The sequence below is a fragment of the Armatimonadota bacterium genome (assembly GCA_013314775.1).
Classification (GTDB): Bacteria; Armatimonadota; Zipacnadia; order Zipacnadales; family JABUFB01; genus JABUFB01.
Genome location: JABUFB010000006.1, coordinates 277,778 through 296,502, shown reverse-complemented (window position 1 = coordinate 296,502; position 18,725 = coordinate 277,778). Strand labels below are relative to the sequence as shown.

The following is an 18,725-nucleotide window of genomic DNA, read 5'->3' as shown; positions in this document are numbered from 1 at the left end:
TCAATCATGGCTGAGTGTCTGGCCGTCGTCAACCAGAAAGGCGGGGTGGGGAAGACCACTTCCGCTGTCAACCTCGCGGCATGCGGCGCGTTGGACGGCAAGCGCGTCCTGCTGGTGGATACTGACCCTCAAGGCAACGCCACTACTGGCCTCGGTATCGACCGTTCTGAGCTGGAGGCCTGCGTTTACGACCTGCTTACCGACGAATCCCTCCGTGAGGACCCCGAATCCGCTCTCGATCAGGTGGTCCAGACTACTCGCGTGCCGGGTCTGGATCTCGTGCCGGCTACCATCGACCTTGCGGGCGCCGACTTGACGCTTGCCAGCACTATCGCCCGCGAGACGCGCTTGAGACACGCGCTGCAGCCGGCTCACCAACGGTACGATGTCATCTTCATCGATACCGCTCCTTCCCTGGGCCTTCTCACGGTGAACAGCCTTGCGGCCGCAAAGGACGCTCTCATCCCGATCCAGGCAGAGTATTATGCCCTGGAAGGCCTCGCACAGCTCATCAAAGTGGTCAAACTCGTGCAGGCCCAGATCAACCCGGAGCTGTCCATCAGGGGCGTGGTGATCACCATGTTCGACGGCCGCGCAAATCTGTCGGCAGAGGTGGCCGAGGAGGTGCGCCAGTTCCTGGGACCGAAAGTGTACCAGCGTTCCATCCCCCGCAACATCAAGTTGGCCGAAGCACCCAGCCACGGCCTTCCTGCCGTGGTCTACGAGCCTTCCTGCAGAGGCGCAAAAGCATACTGGGACTTATATAGAGAGGTGTTCCCGCGTGCGTAAACGGTCACTGGGCAGAGGTCTCAGCGAGTTGATCCCCTCCGGACCCATCAACGATTCCAGGGCCCTCGTGGAAGTGCCTATCAACTCTCTCTACCCGAATCCGATGCAGCCGCGAGCCGATGTTGATCCCGATCGGCTGGAAGAGCTGACCCTATCCATCGAGGCCCACGGCGTTTTGCAGCCCATCATCGTCCGAAAGAAAGGCGATGACTATGAGATCGTCGCCGGCGAGCGCCGGTGGCGAGCAGCGCAGAGAGCAGGACTGGAAACGGTGCCCTGCATTACCCAGGACATCACCGATGAAGAGTCACTCCAGCTGGCTCTCATCGAAAACCTGCAACGTGAAGACCTCAGCCCTCTCGAGGCCGCCCGCGGATACAGACGCCTCATCAATGAATTCGCGCTCACCCAGGAAGAGCTCGCGCGGTACCTGGGGAAGAGCCGATCCGCAATCGCCAACACTCTCCGACTCCTGGACCTCCCGGAGGAAATCCAGACCGCGATCCAGTCCGGCGCCATGTCCGAGGGCCACGGTAGAGCGCTCCTTGGCCTGTCTGGCGATCCCGAGGCCATGCTCGCACTCGCCAGGAAGATTCAGGAAGATGGGCTGACCGTCAGAGAAGTCGAGCGTGCCGTGCGGGAAGCTCTGGATAGGGAAGAGAGCCAGGCCGTCTCAGAAAAACCGCAGAGACCGCGCCTCGACCCCAACCTCCGTGCAATCCAGGACCACTTGCAGGGGGTTCTTATGACCAAAGTGCGGATCCGCCAGAAGTCCAAAGGGGACGGGCGCATCGAGATCAACTACTCCAGCGCCGAGGAACTCGAGCGACTGGTGCTGCTGCTGGAACTCCTGGACCAACTCAACTAGGGGGATCTGCGAGAAGACACGTCTGCCCGGCCAGTTACGCGGAAAAAAGTCTTGCCCATTACTTTCGGGGACGTCCCGTAGGTAACAGTCGCCTGGTACTCTCCCGCCGGCAGACCTGATCCACCTGCGCTGAGCCAGGCGTGGCCCCAGCCCTCGGCGCTCTGCGCCACGATGCGGGTCTGCGCACGCCCGATCTCCGTCCCGCCCGCGTACCAGTTGACCCGGAACTCGGTGCCGGGAACGGCCAGCCTGTATCGGAAGACGACATAGACCCTGTCCCCGGGGCCAAAGCGGTCCGTGGGAGAGACCGGAGAGCCGTCTGCCCCCACAGCCCGGCTCGTTTGAACCTGGTCGACCACGGTCGGCCGTCCCGTTGCATCCGCTTGAGCGAGAATGGCGTCGGCGTCCGCGCAGACTACGAAAGAGCCCCTCGCCACCCGTTCCCCCGATCTGTGGAACTCGACCTCACCAACCCCCGGCGTGAAAGGCACTCTGTCCCCGGGCAGCCGCAAGACCGCGGTCACTCTTGTGCGGCCCGATGACCTCTTGCGCACCACGCGGGGAGCCTCCTGGGGATCTCCCGTCCACCACCACTTGGCCGTGACAGGCGCGCCATCACCGCTATCGCCCAGATCCGCCTGTGCAGTGATCTCGGTGACCCCGGCAGGAACCAACTCCGCTGCCTCGACCTTGCTCCCACCGACCCGAAAACGGACCTCGTACAGCCCGCCGGAATTGACCGCTGCCGCGGCCGTGGGGCTGATCGGGAACGGGTTCACAGGAGACGCCGGCTGACGCGACCCCATCGCCCAACCCGCTCCGATAACCGCGCCGACAGCAGCCGCCAGGGTCCACAACCACCACGGGTGGAATACCGAACCCGAAATGCGCGATTGAGCAGGTCCCGGACTGCGGTCACTCGCCACCGGATTTTCCACCTTCCGTACCCCCCGGCGCGACCAGAAACCAGCAACGCGCCTCGGGCTGCTCATCCGGACCCAGGAGGCTCGCGGACCAGAGGCCCAGACCCCGCCGGCCCTCCTCATGAGGCAGAGGGTAGACCACGTGCCCTGACCAGACGGCTCCCGAGTTGCCTATCTCCGCTCTACGCCAAGCTTCGTCCGCCACCGTCACCCTCAAGGTCTCACCGGAAGGCTCGGAAAGAGCGATCACACACCCCTGGGGAGGGCGGGGGCCGCTCCGCCGCAGCAGGAACACGACTTCTTCCTCTCGCACGTACAGACGCCGATGGGCACTGATCTGAGCAACCTCGGGGCCGGGGAAGCCCTCGGCATCTTCCTGCAGCCCCCAGGCGAGGAAAACCGGCGGATCAGAGCCCTGCATCTCCCAGCGTCCCTCGAGCCGAAGGCCGTGCCCGCGCCCGCTCAATGGTCCGGAGAAGTGTTTTTCGATCTCATTGTCTTGGCTACTGCACTTCGTGAGTGATGAGAGAGTATCAATCATCACCGAACGCGGGGGGAAATCGGGGGAACCCAGGGTGGGGGAGAGGAGCGCCGCGGAGCGGTCAGCGATGCGGCCCGCGAGTGTCCGAGGACGGCCATGCTCAAGTACGGCTTCCGACGGGCCTGTGAGTGGGTTTGATCCAGCCCCGCCCGTCGGCGGCAAGAGCAGGTCAAGTGCCCTCAGTTCGGGCTGCCAGCGACAGAGCCCACCGAGGGCAGCCGCAAAGTCGCGACCAGAGACGTACACCACCCCACCAATGCTCACTGCCCGGTTCTCGCTGGGGCCATGGCCGGCTTCTGCCAGAGGGAAGGCGATGGCGTCGGCACCCAGCTGGGCGGAGATGCTCCGGCCGGGGCGGTAGTTTACCTGCCCGCCCAGGCGCTCGACCACCGGGCGCACAGGGATACAGCCCACCCCGCCGACAAGCAGAGCGGGGTGGGGCATGTCGAGCTGGACACCGTTGAGCAGCAGTACGATCGCTGCAGTGGCCGGGCTCGTAGGCATCACCGCTCCGGCGGGAAGATCTCCGAAACGCCCCCCATGTAGGGCCGGAGCACCTCGGGGATCACCACGGTGCCCTCGGCGGTCTGGTAGTTCTCCAAGATTGCCGCCACCGTGCGCCCGGCTGCCAGACCCGATCCGTTCATGGTATGCACGTACTCGGGCCGCGCGCCGGCTTCAGGCCGATAACGTGTATTGCACCGTCGCGCCTGGAAATCCCCGTACTGGCTGCATGAACTGATCTCCAGCCAGGTGTTCATGCCGGGCATCCAGACCTCAAGGTCAAACGTCTGGGCCGAACCAAAGGTGATGTCGCCAGTGCACAGGGCCACGCGACGATGGGGCAGGTCCAGCATCTGCAGGATCGCCTCGGCGTCGCAGGTGAGCTTCTCGAGCTCCTCATCGCCTTGCCCGGGCTTTACGAACTTCATCAGCTCCACCTTGTGAAACTGGTGCTGACGGATCATCCCCCGGGTCTCCCGGCCCGCCGAGCCCGCTTCACTGCGAAAGCAGGGGGTGTAGGCGGTGTAATACAGGGGTAGCAGGTCGCCCTCGATGATCTCGCCCTGGTGCATGTTGGTCAGCGGAACCTCGGCGGTGGGGATCAGGTAGTAACCCTCCCGGGTCTTGAACAGGTCCTCTTCGAACTTCGGCAGGCTACCGGTGCCGATAAGCGATTCTGCGTTCGATAGAATGGGTGGTAGAACCTCCGTGTACCCGTGCTTCCGCGTATGGGTGTCCAGGAAGAAATTGATCAGGCTGCGTTCCAGGGTTGCTCCGAGGCCCACATCGCAGACGAAGCGTGCGCCTGCCATGCGGGCAGCCCTTTCGAAGCTCAAAATGCCCAGTCGTTCGCCGATCTGCCAATGTCCGAGGGCCTCGAAGTCGAATCGCCGGGGCTCGCCCCAGGTCTTCACGACGACGTTGTCTTCTTCACTGGCCCCCACCGGGACACTGGGAAGGGGGATGTTGGGGATATCCAGCATCATGCGGTCGAGTTCCTGCTCAACCTCACCCAGTTCCTCTTCCATGGAGGCGATCTGCGCCGAGATGTCTGCAACCCGCGCCTTGAGGGGCTCGGGGTCGCCGCCCGACTGGATAGTGGCCCCGATCTGTTTGGACAGGCTATTCTTCTCGGCCTTGAGGGACTCGACGCCCAGCAGTTCGCGACGGCGCGCCTCCAGCTCGATAAGCCGATCCAGGTTGAAGTCGGAACCGCGGTCCCGGAGGGCTTTGCGGACGACTTCCGGGGTCTCGCGGATCAGTCGGCGGTCGATCATTGGCGAAAGCACTTCCTTTCGGTCCGAACACTGGACAGGGCCAAGTCAAGCCCTGGGCCGGCGGACGCTGTCAGTTTCTCGCTGCTGAGAATCCCCGAAAACCCCGGGTCTGTCAAGGGCGGGTCGGAGGTGGGGCAGAGGCGTCACCTTTCCCCACAGTACTATCCCTTCATCACCGCGACAGGACGCAGGCGGACCACCTTCCGCGCGATCTGCGCGCAGACGCAAGCATCCACCACGCGGCTCACGTCCTTGTAGGCTTCCGGGGCCTCTTCCGCAAGGGTTTTTTTCCCGGCAGCCCGGACCACGATCCCCTGAGCCTCCAGCTTCCTCGCCACCTCATCACCACGCTGCAGCTTCAGTGCCTGGTGGCGCGACAGGACCCGTCCCGCACCATGGCAGGTGCTCCCCCAGGTGCGCTCCATGGCCGTCTGGGTGCCCACCAGCACGAAGGACGCCGAGCCCATGTCGCCCGGCACGATAACCGGCTGACCGATCTCGCGGTAACGCTTGGGCACTTCGGGCCTGCCGGGTGCGAAGGCTCTCGTCGCGCCCTTGCGGTGGACGCAGAGGCGGCGCTCCTTGCCGCCAACCAGGTGTGTCTCGAACTTCGCGATATTGTGGGCCACGTCCCAGACAAGCTCCATGCCAAGCCTGCCCTTGCCCGCCTTCAGGACCCGTTCGAAAGCGGTTCGCACCAGGTGCATGACGGCCTGTCGATTGGCCCAGGCGAAATTCGCGGCCGCCGACATCGCGGCGAAGTACTCCTGCCCTTCGGGGGAGGTCACGGGAACGCAGCAGAGCTGGGGGTCCGGCACACGCAGCCCATAGTTGCGCATGGACTTCTGCATGACCTCGATGGCATCGTCACAAACCTGATGGCCCAGGCCGCGGGAGCCCGAGTGGATCATGACACAGACTTGCCCGACCTCATCGATACCCATCACGGAGGCCGCCTCTTCGTCGAAGACCTCATCCACCGTCTGGATTTCCAGGAAGTGATTGCCACTGCCCAGAGTGCCCACCTGTGGTCGGCCCCGGGACATTGCGCGGGAACTCACGGCGTCCGGATCGGCCGAGGCCAGGCACCCGCCTTCCTCGGTGCAATCCAGGTCGGCCTGGGTCCCCATTCCCTGGCTCACAACGTACTTGGCGCCCTGGGCAAGCACCCGGCGCAGTTCGGGCTCAGTCAAGGGGATGCTGCCCTTCTCGCCGACCCCGGAGGGCACGTCCCGGAAAATCTGATTTGCCAGGTCCTGCAGCTTGTCGCGCACTTCGTCCAGCATAAGATCAGTGCGCAGCAGCCGCACTCCGCAATTGATGTCGTAGCCCACGCCACCAGGTGAGATCACGCCCTCTTCGGCATCGGTGGCCGCAACGCCGCCGATGGGGAAACCATAGCCATAGTGGCAGTCGGGCATGGCCATGGATTCGCCGATGATCCCGGGCAGGCAGGCGACGTTCGCGACCTGCCAGAGCGCCGCGTCATCTCGCAGGTCCCGAAAAAGCTCTTCGTCGGCATAGACCACGCCGTCGGTGAGCATCCCGCGACCCGGGTCTTTCGGCAGCTTCCAGCGACACGGTCCGATGCGCTCGATGGGACCCTCATAGCGTTGTCCCGGCATCTTGCCTCACGGCCCTTCGCGCGTAAGATGGTGTGACAAGGTGGGGCAGAGGCGCCGGCGCCGGCCGCCTTCCGGCCACCACGATGCCCGGTATGGCGGATGTCCCGGACGTCGGCGGCAGGCTCCTAGAGCCTGCGATTTCCCCTGGGCCGGCCTCGTCGCGAGCTTGTCCGGTCGGCGTACTCCGTGTCCGGGACTTCGTGGGTTCCCTGGGCTGGGATGCGCCCCGGATCGCACGACCGGCAGCGCTTCACACCGGGCCGCACCAGCACTCCGCACAGTTCGCAGGGACGGTACCCGCGCTCTACCTTCCACCGGTCGATCTTGCACTGGTTTGCGAGGACCCGCCGGGCCTGATCCCGCAGAGGGCCTTCTTCAATGCGCGCCGCCACGGATTCCACCCAGCGTGCTTCATTAGACGTAAGCGCCATAGCGTCCAGTTCCCACTGTGACGGGCCCTGCGGCGCCTGGGTTTGCCCGGCCTGAACGCCGGGCTCGCGCCAGCTGACAGCGCCGGTGCTGGCTCGGATCTCCCGCACCGTCCTGGACTCCAGCCGCTCATTGAGCGCCTCGATGATCCGGTTCGCATCGAGCTGCAATTGTTGCGCGCGCGAGGCCGAATCGCATTTCACGGTGACCACGCCGTCATCCACGCGCACCACCCGGATGTGCCGCGCATACCACGGGCCCACGACCTGCGGCCAGAGCACCGGCACCAGCGCCTCTCGGCTCACCTTGAGCAGTCCCCGCTGGCGAAGCAGGCTCTCCACCGCGTCCTTCAGGGGGGACGCGACCCCGTCGCTCATGCGGTTCACTCGGCCCCACCCTCCCCGATCTGTCCGCCCCCGACAGTGTGCACCCGCGCGGATTGCGCGTACTCATCCAGAAGCCGGTCCCACGAGGCGGTGGTGACGATGACCTGCTCCACGGAACGCGTCAGCTCCAGCGCTCTGCGGGCCCGAGTCTCGTCCAATTCCGACAGGCAGTCATCAAGCAGCACGATGGGGGTCTCGCCGCTCCACTGCTCAATCACCCTCGCCTCAGCCAGACTCAGCGCCAGCGCCGCCGTGCGTTGCTGTCCCTGGGAACCGAAGGTGCGCACGCTCTTGCCGTCGATGGTCAGGTCGATGTCGTCCCGGTGGGGGCCCCGGCTGGTGCGTCCCAAGCGAAGGTCTCGGTCCAGTGCGCCCTCGAGCAGTTCTCGCATGAGCGCTCGCTTCTCGTTGATCCCCACCGCCTCGCTCAAGTCGCTGTCGTATCTTATCTCGATGTCCTCTGTCTGCCCGCTAAGGTCCCGGTGAATGGCCTTCAGGTGCGGCGCCAGCGCGCGGATGAAGTCTTCCCGTCCCGCGGAGACGTTGGCAGCGCAATCCACAAGCTGCACATCCCACGCGCACAGCACTTCGGCCATGTCCGGGTCATTGAAATGCGCCTTCAGGCACTCGTTGCGCTGGCGCAGGGCACGGCGGTATCGCATGAGGTCGTCGAGGTAGGCCGGACGGACTTGAGAAATGCCCGCATTGAGGTAATGCCGGCGGCCTCCGGGCGGGCCTTTGATGAGATTCAGGTCATCTGGTCCGAAGATCACCACGGCGGTCTGGCCGATGATATCCGCGAACCGCCGCCTGGGGACAGAATTGACTTCGATGGTCTTGCGCGGGCCGCTGTCCCCGTTCATCGCGCGCAGCGTCACGCGCACCGTGAGCTCGCCGCGCTGGGTGGTGTGGAACTCCCCGGTCACCCGGCCCCATTCTGCCCCGAACTTCACCAGGTCCCGGTCTGAATTGGTTCGGTGCGACTTCGTGGAGGCCAGCAGATAAATGGCCTCCAGCACGCTGGTCTTGCCGCTGGCGTTGGGACCGGCAAGGACGTGAAGGCCCGGGCCGAGAAGAATGTCCGCTCGTTGGTAGCAACGGAACTGTTCAAGGCCCAGGCGCTTGAGGTACACCGGCGAGTTGTCTCCTACGTGATCTGCATGGGCATGAGTACATACAAGTACTCATCATTGCCCTGCATACGGACCATCCCGGGGTTCAGCGGTCCTGACAGCTGCAGCACGAGGTTTTCGACATCCAGTGCATCCACCACTTCCAGCAGATAGCGGGCATTGAAGGCGATCTCAGTGGGTTCTCCCTCAAGCGATCCCGGCACCGTCTCCTCGAAGTTGCCCACGTCCGGGCTCTTGGCAGTAAGCTGGACGCTATCCGCGCTTGGCCGCACCACGACGCGATTGGCATCGTCACGCGCCACGAGCGCCGCGCGCCGCAGTGCCGGCTCAAGCTGGCTCACAGCCACGGTGAGGGTGCGCTCGTAGCTGTCCGGAATCACCTTCTGGTAGTTGGGGAACTGACCCTCGATCAGTCGAGAGGACACGCGGCAGTTGTCCATGCTGAACTGAATCTGGTTCGCAGACACCGCGATATTCACGCTGTCCTCGGAATCCGCATTGAGGATGTGATGAACCTCCCTGAGCGCTCGAGCAGACACGATTACGGAGACAGGGTGTTCGGTAGCCAGATCGATCACGGCGGTGCGCATGGCCAGACGGTACGTGTCCGTAGCCACCACTTTGAGCGCATTGTTGGTGAACTCAAACAATGCGCCCGTAAGGATGGGGCGGGTCTCGTCCCGGGAAGTTGCGAAAACTGTCTGGGACAAGATGGCGTGAAGCTGAGACTGGGGCATCACAACATTGATGCCCTCGCCCATCGGCGGGAACATCTGAAAATCAGCGGCAGACAGTCCGCGTATGGTGTAGTTCACCGAGGCACAGTGAACGGCGAGAGCCTGGTGCTCATCGGCTTCCAGGATCACATCGGAATCAGGCAGGGAGTTGACCAGTTCCTGCAGCAGACGCGCGGGGGCAGTGACAGCGCCCTCGTCGACCACGTTCACATCCACCAGGGCCTCCAGGCTGATAACCTCGAGGTCCGTGGCAACCAGCTTGAGCTGGCTCCCGACTGCCTCTAGGTAGATGTTATTCTGCACTGGTTGCATGCTCCGCCCGGTAACCCCTCTCGCGACGGTCTGCACCGCCTGATGAAGAGCCTCCCGAGGGCAGCTAACTCTCAGCATCAGTCCGGTCCTCCCTTGGTTCACGCACGGTGTTTTTTGACGTCTGCTTCGGACCTGGTCTCAGTTTTCCCCGAGAACGGCTAAAGGCCGTTGGAGTATATCTAGACAGCAGTAGTAATAGTAGTGCCGTGGATAGTGTGGAAACAGGCCCGGAACTGTGGTTGGATGGGCCTTCCGGCTCGGGATAAATCAGTGGGTAACGCCAGGGAGTTATCCACATCATCCACGATTGCGGCAGTTTCTCACACAGTCCCCAATCACGTCAACAGGCTATCAAGGCACGTTGTGGAAAAGCTCGGTCATGCATGTGCTGCGGTGAGGCGCCCTGCGCTCTGAATCGGTGTCAGCTGCAGTCGCCCGCGGGTGTAGCTGGGTGATCAGCAGTCGTTGCCGCAGGCTTCGAACACGAGGCAGCGGACTGCTATCGGCTTGAGCTGCCGCTTGTGCTTTACTCTCCCCTCAATGCCGCCCGCATGTCGTTGATCGCCCACAGGACCTGCTCGTCTTCAAGGATCTGCTCGCTCACCTTGTTGTAAGCGTGCAACACTGTGGAGTGATCCCGGCCCCCGAAATACTTCCCGATGGCCGCCAGCGAATTATCCGTGAGTTCCCGCGCAAGGTAGATCGCCACCTGCCGCGGCCAGACGATCTCCTTGTTTCGCTTTGGCCCCTTGACATCCTCCGGGTTCACCGAATGGACGGCGCTCACATGGGCGACGATGTCGTCGAGGGTGACCCTGCGGTCAGTGGCGGCGGTGGAGTAGTCTGCGATGATGTCCTCAACCACCGGAAGAGTGAGCGTAACTTGATAAAGGGACTGGTAGGCGCAGATCTTGACCAGAGCGCCCTCAAGCACGCGAATGTTTGACTCAATCTTCGTCGCAACGTACTCCAGTATCTCCCGGGGCACCATGACGCCCTCGGCTTCCGCCTTCTTCTCCAGGATCGCCACCCGGGTCTCCACGTCAGGTGCCCGCAAGTCCGCGACAATGCCCATTTCCAGGCGGCTACGCAGGCGGTCGTTCATGATCTTCAACTGCCGCGGTGGGGCATCGCTGGCCAGTACAATCTGCTTGTTGGTCTCGGCCAGGAAGTTGAAGGTGTGGAAGAACTCCTCTTCCGATGCCGGCCCCTCGATGGACGCGATGAACTGCAGGTCATCCACGAGCCACACATCCCCGTAGCGGTGCTTGCGCCGGAACTCCTCGCCCCGACCCTCGCGGATAGCGGTGATAACCTGGTTCACGAAGTTCTCAGCGGAAATGTACACCACCTGAGCCGCAGGGTTCTCCCGCCGCACATAGTGGCCGATCGCCTGCATGAGATGGGTCTTGCCAAGACCGACCTTGCTGTGAATGAACAGCGGGGAATACGAGCGCCCGGGCGACCGCGCCACCTGGTATGCGGCGGCATGGGCGAAACGGTTGCAATCCGCCACCACGAAGTTTTCGAAGGTGTAGCGGGGGTTCAGCGGGGTGCCGCCGAACATGTCGGGCCTTCCCGTCTCCTGATGCGGCGCGCGCTGGACAACAGGCGGCGGAGGCGGGGGGGCCACGGCCGTGTCGCTTCCGATGAGCTCCATGCGCACCACTACCGGACTGTTGGCCACCTGGGACAGGCATTCCACGATGGCGTCGGCATGGCGCTGCTCCAGCCAGTCCTTGGCGAACTTGGTGGGAACACCCAGGGTGAAGGTCTGCCCGTCGAAATCCAGGGCGATGGTGTTGCGCAAGAAGCTGTCGAAGGTCGCGCTGCCCACGCGCTCGGTCAGCTTCGGGAGAGCCGCCGTCCAAAGGTGCGTGCTCTCAGACACGTTGCTGGTCGCCATCCCCTTTGACCTCTCTTGGGGGCGCGAACAGGAGGTTTCCGCATGTCAGCGTCTGCAATCAGCTGCTGCTGGATCAACGAGGATCATGGCTGTGAAGATGAAGATGATCGCGCGCCCACGCAATCAATGCGGTAGCGGACACGTCGCCCCGATGCCCAGGTCGGAGCGGCTGACTTACGGTCCGAGATACCCTCCCGGAACGGCCCCGGAATCGCTGCTTAGCACGAATAAAGCAGTCTGTCGACGGTGAAACTGCTGGAAGCCCCCATCCAGGCCACTCCGCTCATGCCAACTTTCGCGGGGAAGAGCCCGGTTCCTCCCCACTATTTGTGAACATTAGAGGCATTTTCAGCGAAATTATTGTGTCGGATTGAGGCGTCCTGCGGCCCGCACTCCAGAGAAGACTGCGGGCATGAAGGCCACGAGTATAGCACAGGCCTCCCGCACTGCCAACAGGGTTGTGGAAACCGTGAGCGGACCTTCCCCCCAGACACCTGTGTTGAGTACAATGGACAGGCGGTCTGCAGGGCCACCAGGGGCATTTGGCCGCCCGTGAGGGCTCGAGAGCGATTTCTCATGCGGGAGCGAGTGACCATGGATATCAACGAGGCGCTGCGCAGCCTCCCTGCCGTCGGAGCACTGCTTGAGACAGCGCAGGGCGCGGAGCTGGTGCAGGAGTTCGGTCACCTGCGCGTGACCCAGGCCCTGCGCGCGGCACTGGATGATCTGCGCGCAGCCATCCGCGCCGGCAAGGAGCCCCCCGCAGACGTGCCGGGCGAGACCATCCACCGCGCCCGTGAGTCGCTGGAGGCTGAGGCGCGCGTCGGACTGCGCCCGGTAATCAACGCCACCGGGGTCATCATCCACACCAATCTGGGCCGTTCAGTGCTTGCCGAAGAGGCCGCGCAAGCCGTGTACCGTATCTGCAGGTCATACAACAACCTTGAAGCAGACCTGGAGACCGGGACACGCAGCAGCCGCCATGTCCATGTGGAGGACCGGCTGAAGACCATCATCGGAGCGCCTGCCGGCGCGGTGTTCAACAATAACGCCGCCACGGTCATGCTGGCTCTGGCGGCCCTGGCCCGGGGGAGAGAGGTTATCATCTCCCGCGGCCAGCTCATCGAGATCGGCGGGTCCTTCCGCATCCCCGAGGTCATTGAACAGAGCGGCTGTATTCTGCGGGAAGTTGGGGCAACAAACCGCACCCATCTGGCCGACTATGAGCGCGCGATCAACGAGAATACCGCCGCCATTCTCGTGGCCCACCCCAGCAATTACCGGATCATCGGCTTCACCAGCACCCCTTCCATCTCTCAGTTGGCGGATCTGGCCCATGCCCGCGGCCTGCTGCTCATCGAGGACCTGGGCAGCGGGGCCTTGATTGACCTGGCGGCCCGGGGCGTGGGGGACGAGCCAACGCCCCAGTCCAGTCTGGCCGCCGGGGCCGACCTGGTGACCTTCAGTGGCGACAAGCTCCTGGGCGGGCCCCAGTGCGGCATTGCCGTGGGCAAGCCGGACATCATCCAGCAGATGAAGAAGCACCCCTTCGCCCGCGCGGTCCGTGTGGACAAAATGACCATCGCGGCGCTGACGGCCACCCTGGACCTGCTGGCAGACCCGGACCTCGCTTGCGAGCGCATCCCCACACTTCGGGCGGCCACCGAGCCCCTGGAATCCGTGCGCGAGCGGGCCGAGAGCATTGCGGCGAAGCTTGTGGATCAGTTGCCCGAAGGCTTCCGGGCTCGCGTGGTTGTGGACCGGTCGGCGCGCGTCGGCGGCGGCTCCCTGCCCGAGGAGGAGCTGGACACCGCAGCGGTCCATGTCACCCCGCCGGCGGGAACGCCCACGGATGAACTGGCCCGGCGCCTGCGAGTCGGGACCCCGTCGGTGTACACCCGGGTCTCCGAAGGGGCGCTTGTGCTGGATGCGCGGACCATCTTCCCCCAGGAGGTGGGGGGGCTCATCAGTGCGGTGGTCGCCTGCGCGAAGGCGAGAAGTTCACAAAACGATACTGGATAGAGATATATAAGTTTTGCGCCTATCCCTCTACAAGGGCAGCCGAAGAGGGCAATTGTTCAGCAAAAATCCGATGTTTATACGCAGATGTTCTGCGCATCTTGAACGAAATTGTGTCCGGTTCGGAGTTATCACCAGTATGCACAAGGTTTTCCACAGTAACCTGCACTCGCTTGAACCAAAGATGTGTCCGCTTCCGGCGGTGGAGGTCCAGTGAGGGCTTCGACCGCACGGGCTATGATGCTCCGCCAGTTCGGAAAGCCGCTGGAGCCCGTTGAGCTACCCGTGCCCGCAATGGAGGCTGGGGGGGTGCTGGTGCGCATGGAGGCCGCGGGCATCTGCGGGTCTGATCTGGAGATCATCGACCGTCACGATCCCCGCGTCGGGGATGACCTCCTGCCCCTGATCCCCGGCCACGAGGGTGTCGGGACCGTCATCGACTGTGATCCGGGACGCGTTGATCTCTTGGGCAGGCCGGTGCGGCCGGGCGATCTGGTGGTCTGGAATCGGGGCATCACCTGCGGGCAGTGCAACTACTGCGTCGTGCGCCGGGAAGCGTCTCTCTGCCCCAGCCGGCAGGTGTACGGGATCTCCCTGTCCGCGCGAGAGCCGTACTGGCTGAATGGCTGCTACAGTGAAGCCCTGTATGTGAGGCCGCGCAGCGAGGTGCTGGTGCTTCCGCCGGGGATAGACCCGATCACCATCGTGCCCGCAACGTGCAGCGGGGCAACCGCAGCCCACGGGATTGAGCTGGCGGGAATCCAGCTGGGCGACCGCGTGCTGGTCATCGGTCCGGGCCCACTGGGGCTGTTCAGCGCTGCCTTCGCCCTGAGCCTGGGGGCATCCGAAGTGGTGGTGGCGGGCACTGAGCGCAGCCGCTCGCGTCTCGAACTGGCCGCAGAGATGGGCTGCGTGACCGCATTGACCGCCGACCTGACCCCGGGCCAGATGGAGCCGTTCCCGGTGGTCCTGGACTGCGCCGGCAATGCGCGCAGCGTTGAGCAGTCCCTGGAGATGGTGGCGCCGGGAGGGATCGTGGCGCTGCCGGGGGTTGCCTCGCCGGTGGGGGAGGTCAGCATCGATGTTTACGGGAAACTGGCGCGCAAGAACGTGGGGCTGCAGGGCGTATGGGTATCCGACGCCCGGCACTTGTACCAGGCCGTGGCGCTGGTGCAGTCCGGGCGGTTCCCGCTGGACCGACTGGTGACCCACCGTTTTCCGCTCTCGGCGGCAAATGAGGCGCTGGAGGCGGTCAGGTCGCGCCAGGCGGTAAAGGCTGTCCTTGTTCCAGACTGAGACCCAACCTGCCGGCGTTTGCCCGGCGAAGAAACCCCCGGAGGTTCACTGATGTCTGACTTTGACCTGATCGTGATCGGCGCAGGCCCGGCAGGCTACGTCGGGGCAATACGCGCCGCACAACTAGGCGCGAAAGTGGCTGTCATTGAGGAGCGCGAAGTCGGCGGCACCTGTCTCAACCGCGGCTGCATCCCCAGCAAGGCGCTGATTCACTGCGCGCACCTGCTGGAACAGTCCAGGAGCGGCAAGCGTTTCGGTATCAGCTTCGGCGAGCCAGAGGTGGATCTGGACGCGGTGCGCAAGCATGCCGGACGCTGTGTGACGGGCCTTGTGAGCGGGGTGCAGGGGCTGTTCAAGGCGAACAAGATCGTCTCGGCCAACGGTCGCGGACGCATCACCGGGCCCAACGAGGTGACGGTTACTTCTCCCAAGGGGCAGGAGAAAACCGTGAGTGCGCGCTTCATCCTCGTGGCCACCGGTTCCGTGCCCTTCGTGCTGCCCATCCCCGGCTCGGACAGCGACGGCGTGTTCACCAGCGACGACGCAGTCACTCTCCCGGGGCCCTTCCAGGAGTTGGCGATCATCGGCGCAGGGGCCATCGGCTGCGAGTTCGCGTATGTGTACAACCAGTTCGGGGCGAAGGTCACAATCGTCGAGATGCTGGACCGCATCGTGCCAACGGAGGACCCCGAGGTCACTGATGTGCTGGCCAAGTCCTTCAGGAAGTCGGGCATCAACATCGTCCTTGGCGCAAAATGCACGGCCATTGAGGACGCCGACGGCCGCAAGCGCCTGGTGTATGAGCAAGACGGAGAAGAGAAGTCGATCCCGGCAGACGCGGTGCTCATGGCCGCGGGGCGCCGGGCGCAGACGAAGGACATCGGCCTGGAGGAGGTGGGGGTCGAGGTGGATCGCGGCCGGATCACCGTGGACGAGCACCTGCGCACCGCAGTGGACTCCATCTTTGCGGCGGGCGACTGCCTGCGCGGAATCGGCCTTGCCCACCAGGCGTCTCACGAAGCGGTGGCCGCGGTGGAGACCATGTTCGGCGACGGCGGTCACATGGACTACGGTGCCGTGCCCGCGGCGATCTACACTTACCCACAGGTGGCCTCCGTGGGCCTGCGGGAGCACCAGGCCAAAGAGCAGGGCATCGAGGTCAAGGTCGGGTCCTTCCCCTTCTCGGCGATCGGCAAGGCATCGGCGATAGGGGAGAGGGAGGGCTTGGTGAAGATCGTTGCCGATGCGGCTACGGGCAAGGTCATTGGCGCATGCGGCGTGGGTCCGGAAGTGACGGAGCTTATGGCCGAGCTGACCCTTGCTGTGGCCAACGGCTTGACGGCTGAGGATGTTGCCAACACGATCCACAATCACCCGACCTTGTCTGAGGTCACCGGCGAGGCAGCCCTGGACGTGCTGGGCCGGGCGATTCACAAGTAGGGGAGACTGTTGATGACGCGCTTGCCGGGGGTGGGTGCGAGTGGCGCTGCCGCAGAAGCAGCCCCACTCGCCTCACCCTTGCTCAGTTGCGGTCCATAAGCTCCCGTGCCTCGGCGAAAGACGGTATCCCGGTCCTGCCCCCCAGGGCCCGGCATTTGAGTGCTGCCACCGCCGCCGCAAAACGCATGTTCTCCTCCAGGCCGTACCCCAGCGTGAGCCCGTACGCGAAGGCCCCGTGATACACGTCGCCCGCGCCGGTGGTATCCACCACCGGACTCACCTCGAAAGCCGGCACCGCGAGGAGTTCTCCGTCCACGAAGGCGCAGGCGCCTTTCACGCCGATAGTCACGATCAGCAGCCGGCCCAGATCGCGATGGAGTTTCCAGCCGGCATCCACCGGGTCGGCAAGCCCGGTGAGGAGTGTGGCATAGCAAGCGGGCAAGATCGGGTAGTCGCAGGTCTCGAGGAGCGCCCGGCTGTCGGGATGCGTGCGTTCCATGTCCAGCACCGTGGGCACGCCGGCGTCCCGTGCCCAGCGCGCAGCGCCGATGGAGGCAGCGGAATGGTGGGCATCCAGCAGAAGGCATTTGCAGCGCAGGACAGCCTCGCGGTCGATGTCCTCGGCGGTGAGCTTCGCGACCGTTCCGTGCTTCCAGAAGATAGTGCGATGTCCGGCGCCCAGTTCGGCCACGCAGAAGGCGAAATGCGAGGTGTGGCCGGGGATGATCTGGAGCATGTCGGTGCATACGCCCTCGCGCCGAAACTCCGCCAGGTTCTTCGCGCCGAATTCGTCGTCGGAGATGCGCCCGCAGATAGCCGCTTTCCCTCCGAGACGGGCGACGGCAACGATTGCCGTGGCTGCCTGGCCGCCGCCCTGCTGGGTGAAGTCCTGCATCTCCATCTTCTCGTCAAGTGCCGGATACCGGGGGACGGTGGCGAGAATATCCCAGCAGACCCCGCCCAGGCCGATGACATCGAACAGCGCGTCGTGCGTCATGTCTGTCTCCTCGGTGGTGTGTGAGCGATCCGCGTATGTCGACCGTCTCGCGTAGGTCGCCCATCCCGGTCGACCTCGAGCCTCGGGCGGCAATGTCGAGCGAGACGCTCGACCTGCGCGATGAGGGTGCAATCATGCTGCCCGTAAGGTCTCACCACGCTACAACCTTACAACCTCATGCGTGCGCGCGGACTGGATCACCGCGAGGGACACCTTGAGCGCTGCGAGGGCGTCCTCGGCGCTGGCCGGAACCGGGAGGTCTTCCCGGATCGACCGCGCAAAGGCCTGCAACTGCTTCGCGTACATGTCGGTGTCCAGGTCATCGAAGACCTCCTCACCCTCGCGGGTCTTGAGGGTGAGCTTCTTCAGGCCCTGGATATCGATGACCCCGTCCGGGCCGATGAGGTCTTCGAAGCCGCCGGTGCTCACTCCCCGCGGCAGGCCCCACGTGATGCTGATCATGCCGATGTCGCCGGTGTCATATTCCACCGTGAAGTTGGCAGTGTCCAGTTCCGGCTCGATGTTGGGCAGTTCCTCGGCGCCCTCGGAGAAGGTCATCCCGGCGGCCATCACCTGCACCGGCTTGCCGCCGAAAATGATGCCCCATTGGTCGAAGTAGTGGCAGCAGAAATCGATGACCGGGCCGCCGCCGTAGCGCCGGTCCATGATCCACATCTTCGGGCGTCGCTCCACCCCGGTGACGAACCGGTACACGCAGGGCCGGCCGATGCGTCCGCCCTGCACCAGGTCGCGCAGGGCGTGGATCTGCCCCAGGAAACGCTTGCAGAAGCCGAAGGCGAGCTTAACGCCCGTGCGGTCGCGGGTGGCGATCATCGACTCGGCGTCCTCAACGGTAAGGGAGATGGGCTTCTCGCACATTACATGGTACCCGCGTTCCATCGCGGCCTCGGAACACTCTCGGTGCAGATACTCGGGCACGGCCACGGAGACGGCATCGATGCCGGGCTGATCCAGGGCTTCCCGGTAGTCGCCGTGGACCGACCGGAAGCCGTACTTCTCGCCGGACGCATTGGCCCGTTCGAGATTGGGGTCGGCAACGCTGATGAGTTGCACGTCCGGCACGGTGAGCCAGTTCTTTGCGTGATTTGTTCCAAGATCCCCGGCGCCGATGACGCAGATGCCCAGTGGCATTGGAGTTCCCTCCAGATGAACGGTGGTAACTGTCCGGTTTGCGTGGCCGGCAACTTCCACACAGGTGCGGGAGGGTCCTTCCAGGGAGGCCGTGGTTGGTATTTGCCGCCCGCCTCGCGGCCTGTGGGGCAAAGGCATGCGACGGGCTTCGCGTATCCCGACCGTCCCGGTGGGCAATCTTCTCGGCTTTCGCGTCCGGCAGGACGCCCGGCCGAAGGCCCCTAGCCCCGGGGTTTCAACCCGGGGCACCGACGACGGACGGCAACAACGGACGGCACGGCCCACGGCCTGTCGACCATCCCGGTCGGCAATCTTCTCGGCTTTCGCGTCCCTCAGGACGCCCGGCCGAAGGCCCCTAGCCCCGGGGTTTCAACCCGGGGCACCGACGACC

General features: G+C 64.3%; 15 protein-coding genes. 5 read left to right on the top strand and 10 right to left on the bottom strand.

Annotated elements, in window-relative coordinates; all coding sequences use genetic code 11:
* Positions 1-6 precede the first annotated feature (6 nt).
* Both HPY44_06990 and HPY44_06985 read left to right on the top strand, forming a co-directional pair.
* Positions 7-789, top strand: coding sequence for a ParA family protein (locus HPY44_06990; protein ID NSW55737.1), 783 nt, complete (start codon positions 7-9; stop codon positions 787-789).
* Positions 782-1,657, top strand: a complete 876-nt coding sequence (locus HPY44_06985) for a ParB/RepB/Spo0J family partition protein (GenBank protein ID NSW55736.1) — start codon at positions 782-784, stop codon at positions 1,655-1,657. Before HPY44_06990 ends, HPY44_06985 begins: the two co-directional genes overlap by 8 nt.
* Here the strand turns inward: HPY44_06985 and HPY44_06980 are convergent.
* From HPY44_06980 to dnaA, 8 genes are all read right to left on the bottom strand, one after another.
* Positions 1,654-2,583 carry a hypothetical protein gene (locus HPY44_06980; GenBank protein NSW55735.1) on the bottom strand — a complete coding sequence of 310 codons (930 nt, stop codon included), beginning with the start codon at positions 2,581-2,583 and terminating at the stop codon, positions 1,654-1,656. The two genes, HPY44_06985 and HPY44_06980, sit on opposite strands and share 4 nt — an antisense overlap.
* On the bottom strand, positions 2,573-3,625 hold the full coding sequence (locus tag HPY44_06975; GenBank protein NSW55734.1) for a hypothetical protein: 1,053 nt from the start codon (positions 3,623-3,625) through the stop codon (positions 2,573-2,575). The genes HPY44_06980 and HPY44_06975 overlap by 11 nt, the downstream gene beginning before the upstream one ends.
* Positions 3,625-4,902, bottom strand: coding sequence for a serine--tRNA ligase (gene serS / locus HPY44_06970; GenBank protein NSW55733.1), 1,278 nt, complete (start codon positions 4,900-4,902; stop codon positions 3,625-3,627). The genes HPY44_06975 and serS overlap by 1 nt, the downstream gene beginning before the upstream one ends.
* Positions 4,903-5,063: 161 nt before the next feature.
* On the bottom strand, positions 5,064-6,446 hold the full coding sequence (locus tag HPY44_06965; GenBank protein ID NSW55732.1) for an RtcB family protein: 1,383 nt from the start codon (positions 6,444-6,446) through the stop codon (positions 5,064-5,066).
* A gap of 206 nt (positions 6,447-6,652) precedes the next feature.
* Positions 6,653-7,342, bottom strand: coding sequence for a DUF721 domain-containing protein (locus HPY44_06960; GenBank protein NSW55731.1), 690 nt, complete (start codon positions 7,340-7,342; stop codon positions 6,653-6,655).
* The gene (recF, locus tag HPY44_06955; protein ID NSW55730.1) at positions 7,339-8,475 is read right to left on the bottom strand and encodes a DNA replication/repair protein RecF; all 1,137 of its coding nucleotides are present in this window, start codon (positions 8,473-8,475) and stop codon (positions 7,339-7,341) included. The genes HPY44_06960 and recF overlap by 4 nt, the downstream gene beginning before the upstream one ends.
* Positions 8,476-8,489: 14 nt before the next feature.
* Positions 8,490-9,602 carry a DNA polymerase III subunit beta gene (dnaN, locus tag HPY44_06950; protein ID NSW55729.1) on the bottom strand — a complete coding sequence of 371 codons (1,113 nt, stop codon included), beginning with the start codon at positions 9,600-9,602 and terminating at the stop codon, positions 8,490-8,492.
* Positions 9,603-10,050: 448 nt separating this feature from the next.
* A complete protein-coding gene (gene dnaA, locus HPY44_06945) occupies positions 10,051-11,430 on the bottom strand; it encodes a chromosomal replication initiator protein DnaA (protein ID NSW55728.1) in 1,380 nt (459 codons plus the stop codon).
* A gap of 594 nt (positions 11,431-12,024) precedes the next feature.
* On the opposite strand from dnaA, the gene HPY44_06940 reads away from it, so the two are divergent.
* The 3 genes from HPY44_06940 to lpdA all read left to right on the top strand — a co-directional run bounded on the left by HPY44_06940 (position 12,025) and on the right by lpdA (position 16,185).
* Positions 12,025-13,452: an L-seryl-tRNA(Sec) selenium transferase gene (locus tag HPY44_06940; protein NSW55727.1), complete on the top strand. Its 1,428-nt coding sequence runs from the start codon at positions 12,025-12,027 to the stop codon at positions 13,450-13,452.
* Between the two features lie 210 nt (positions 13,453-13,662).
* The gene (locus HPY44_06935) at positions 13,663-14,745 is read left to right on the top strand and encodes an alcohol dehydrogenase catalytic domain-containing protein (GenBank protein NSW55726.1); all 1,083 of its coding nucleotides are present in this window, start codon (positions 13,663-13,665) and stop codon (positions 14,743-14,745) included.
* 51 nt (positions 14,746-14,796) lie between these two features.
* Entirely contained in the window at positions 14,797-16,185 is a 1,389-nt protein-coding gene (gene lpdA, locus HPY44_06930; protein NSW55725.1) for a dihydrolipoyl dehydrogenase, read from the top strand.
* Between the two features lie 82 nt (positions 16,186-16,267).
* On the opposite strand, the gene HPY44_06925 is transcribed toward lpdA, so the two are convergent.
* A complete protein-coding gene (locus HPY44_06925; GenBank protein NSW55724.1) occupies positions 16,268-17,182 on the bottom strand; it encodes a hypothetical protein in 915 nt (304 codons plus the stop codon).
* A gap of 159 nt (positions 17,183-17,341) precedes the next feature.
* Positions 17,342-18,334, bottom strand: a complete 993-nt coding sequence (locus HPY44_06920) for a Gfo/Idh/MocA family oxidoreductase (GenBank protein NSW55723.1) — start codon at positions 18,332-18,334, stop codon at positions 17,342-17,344.
* Positions 18,335-18,725 lie beyond the last annotated feature (391 nt).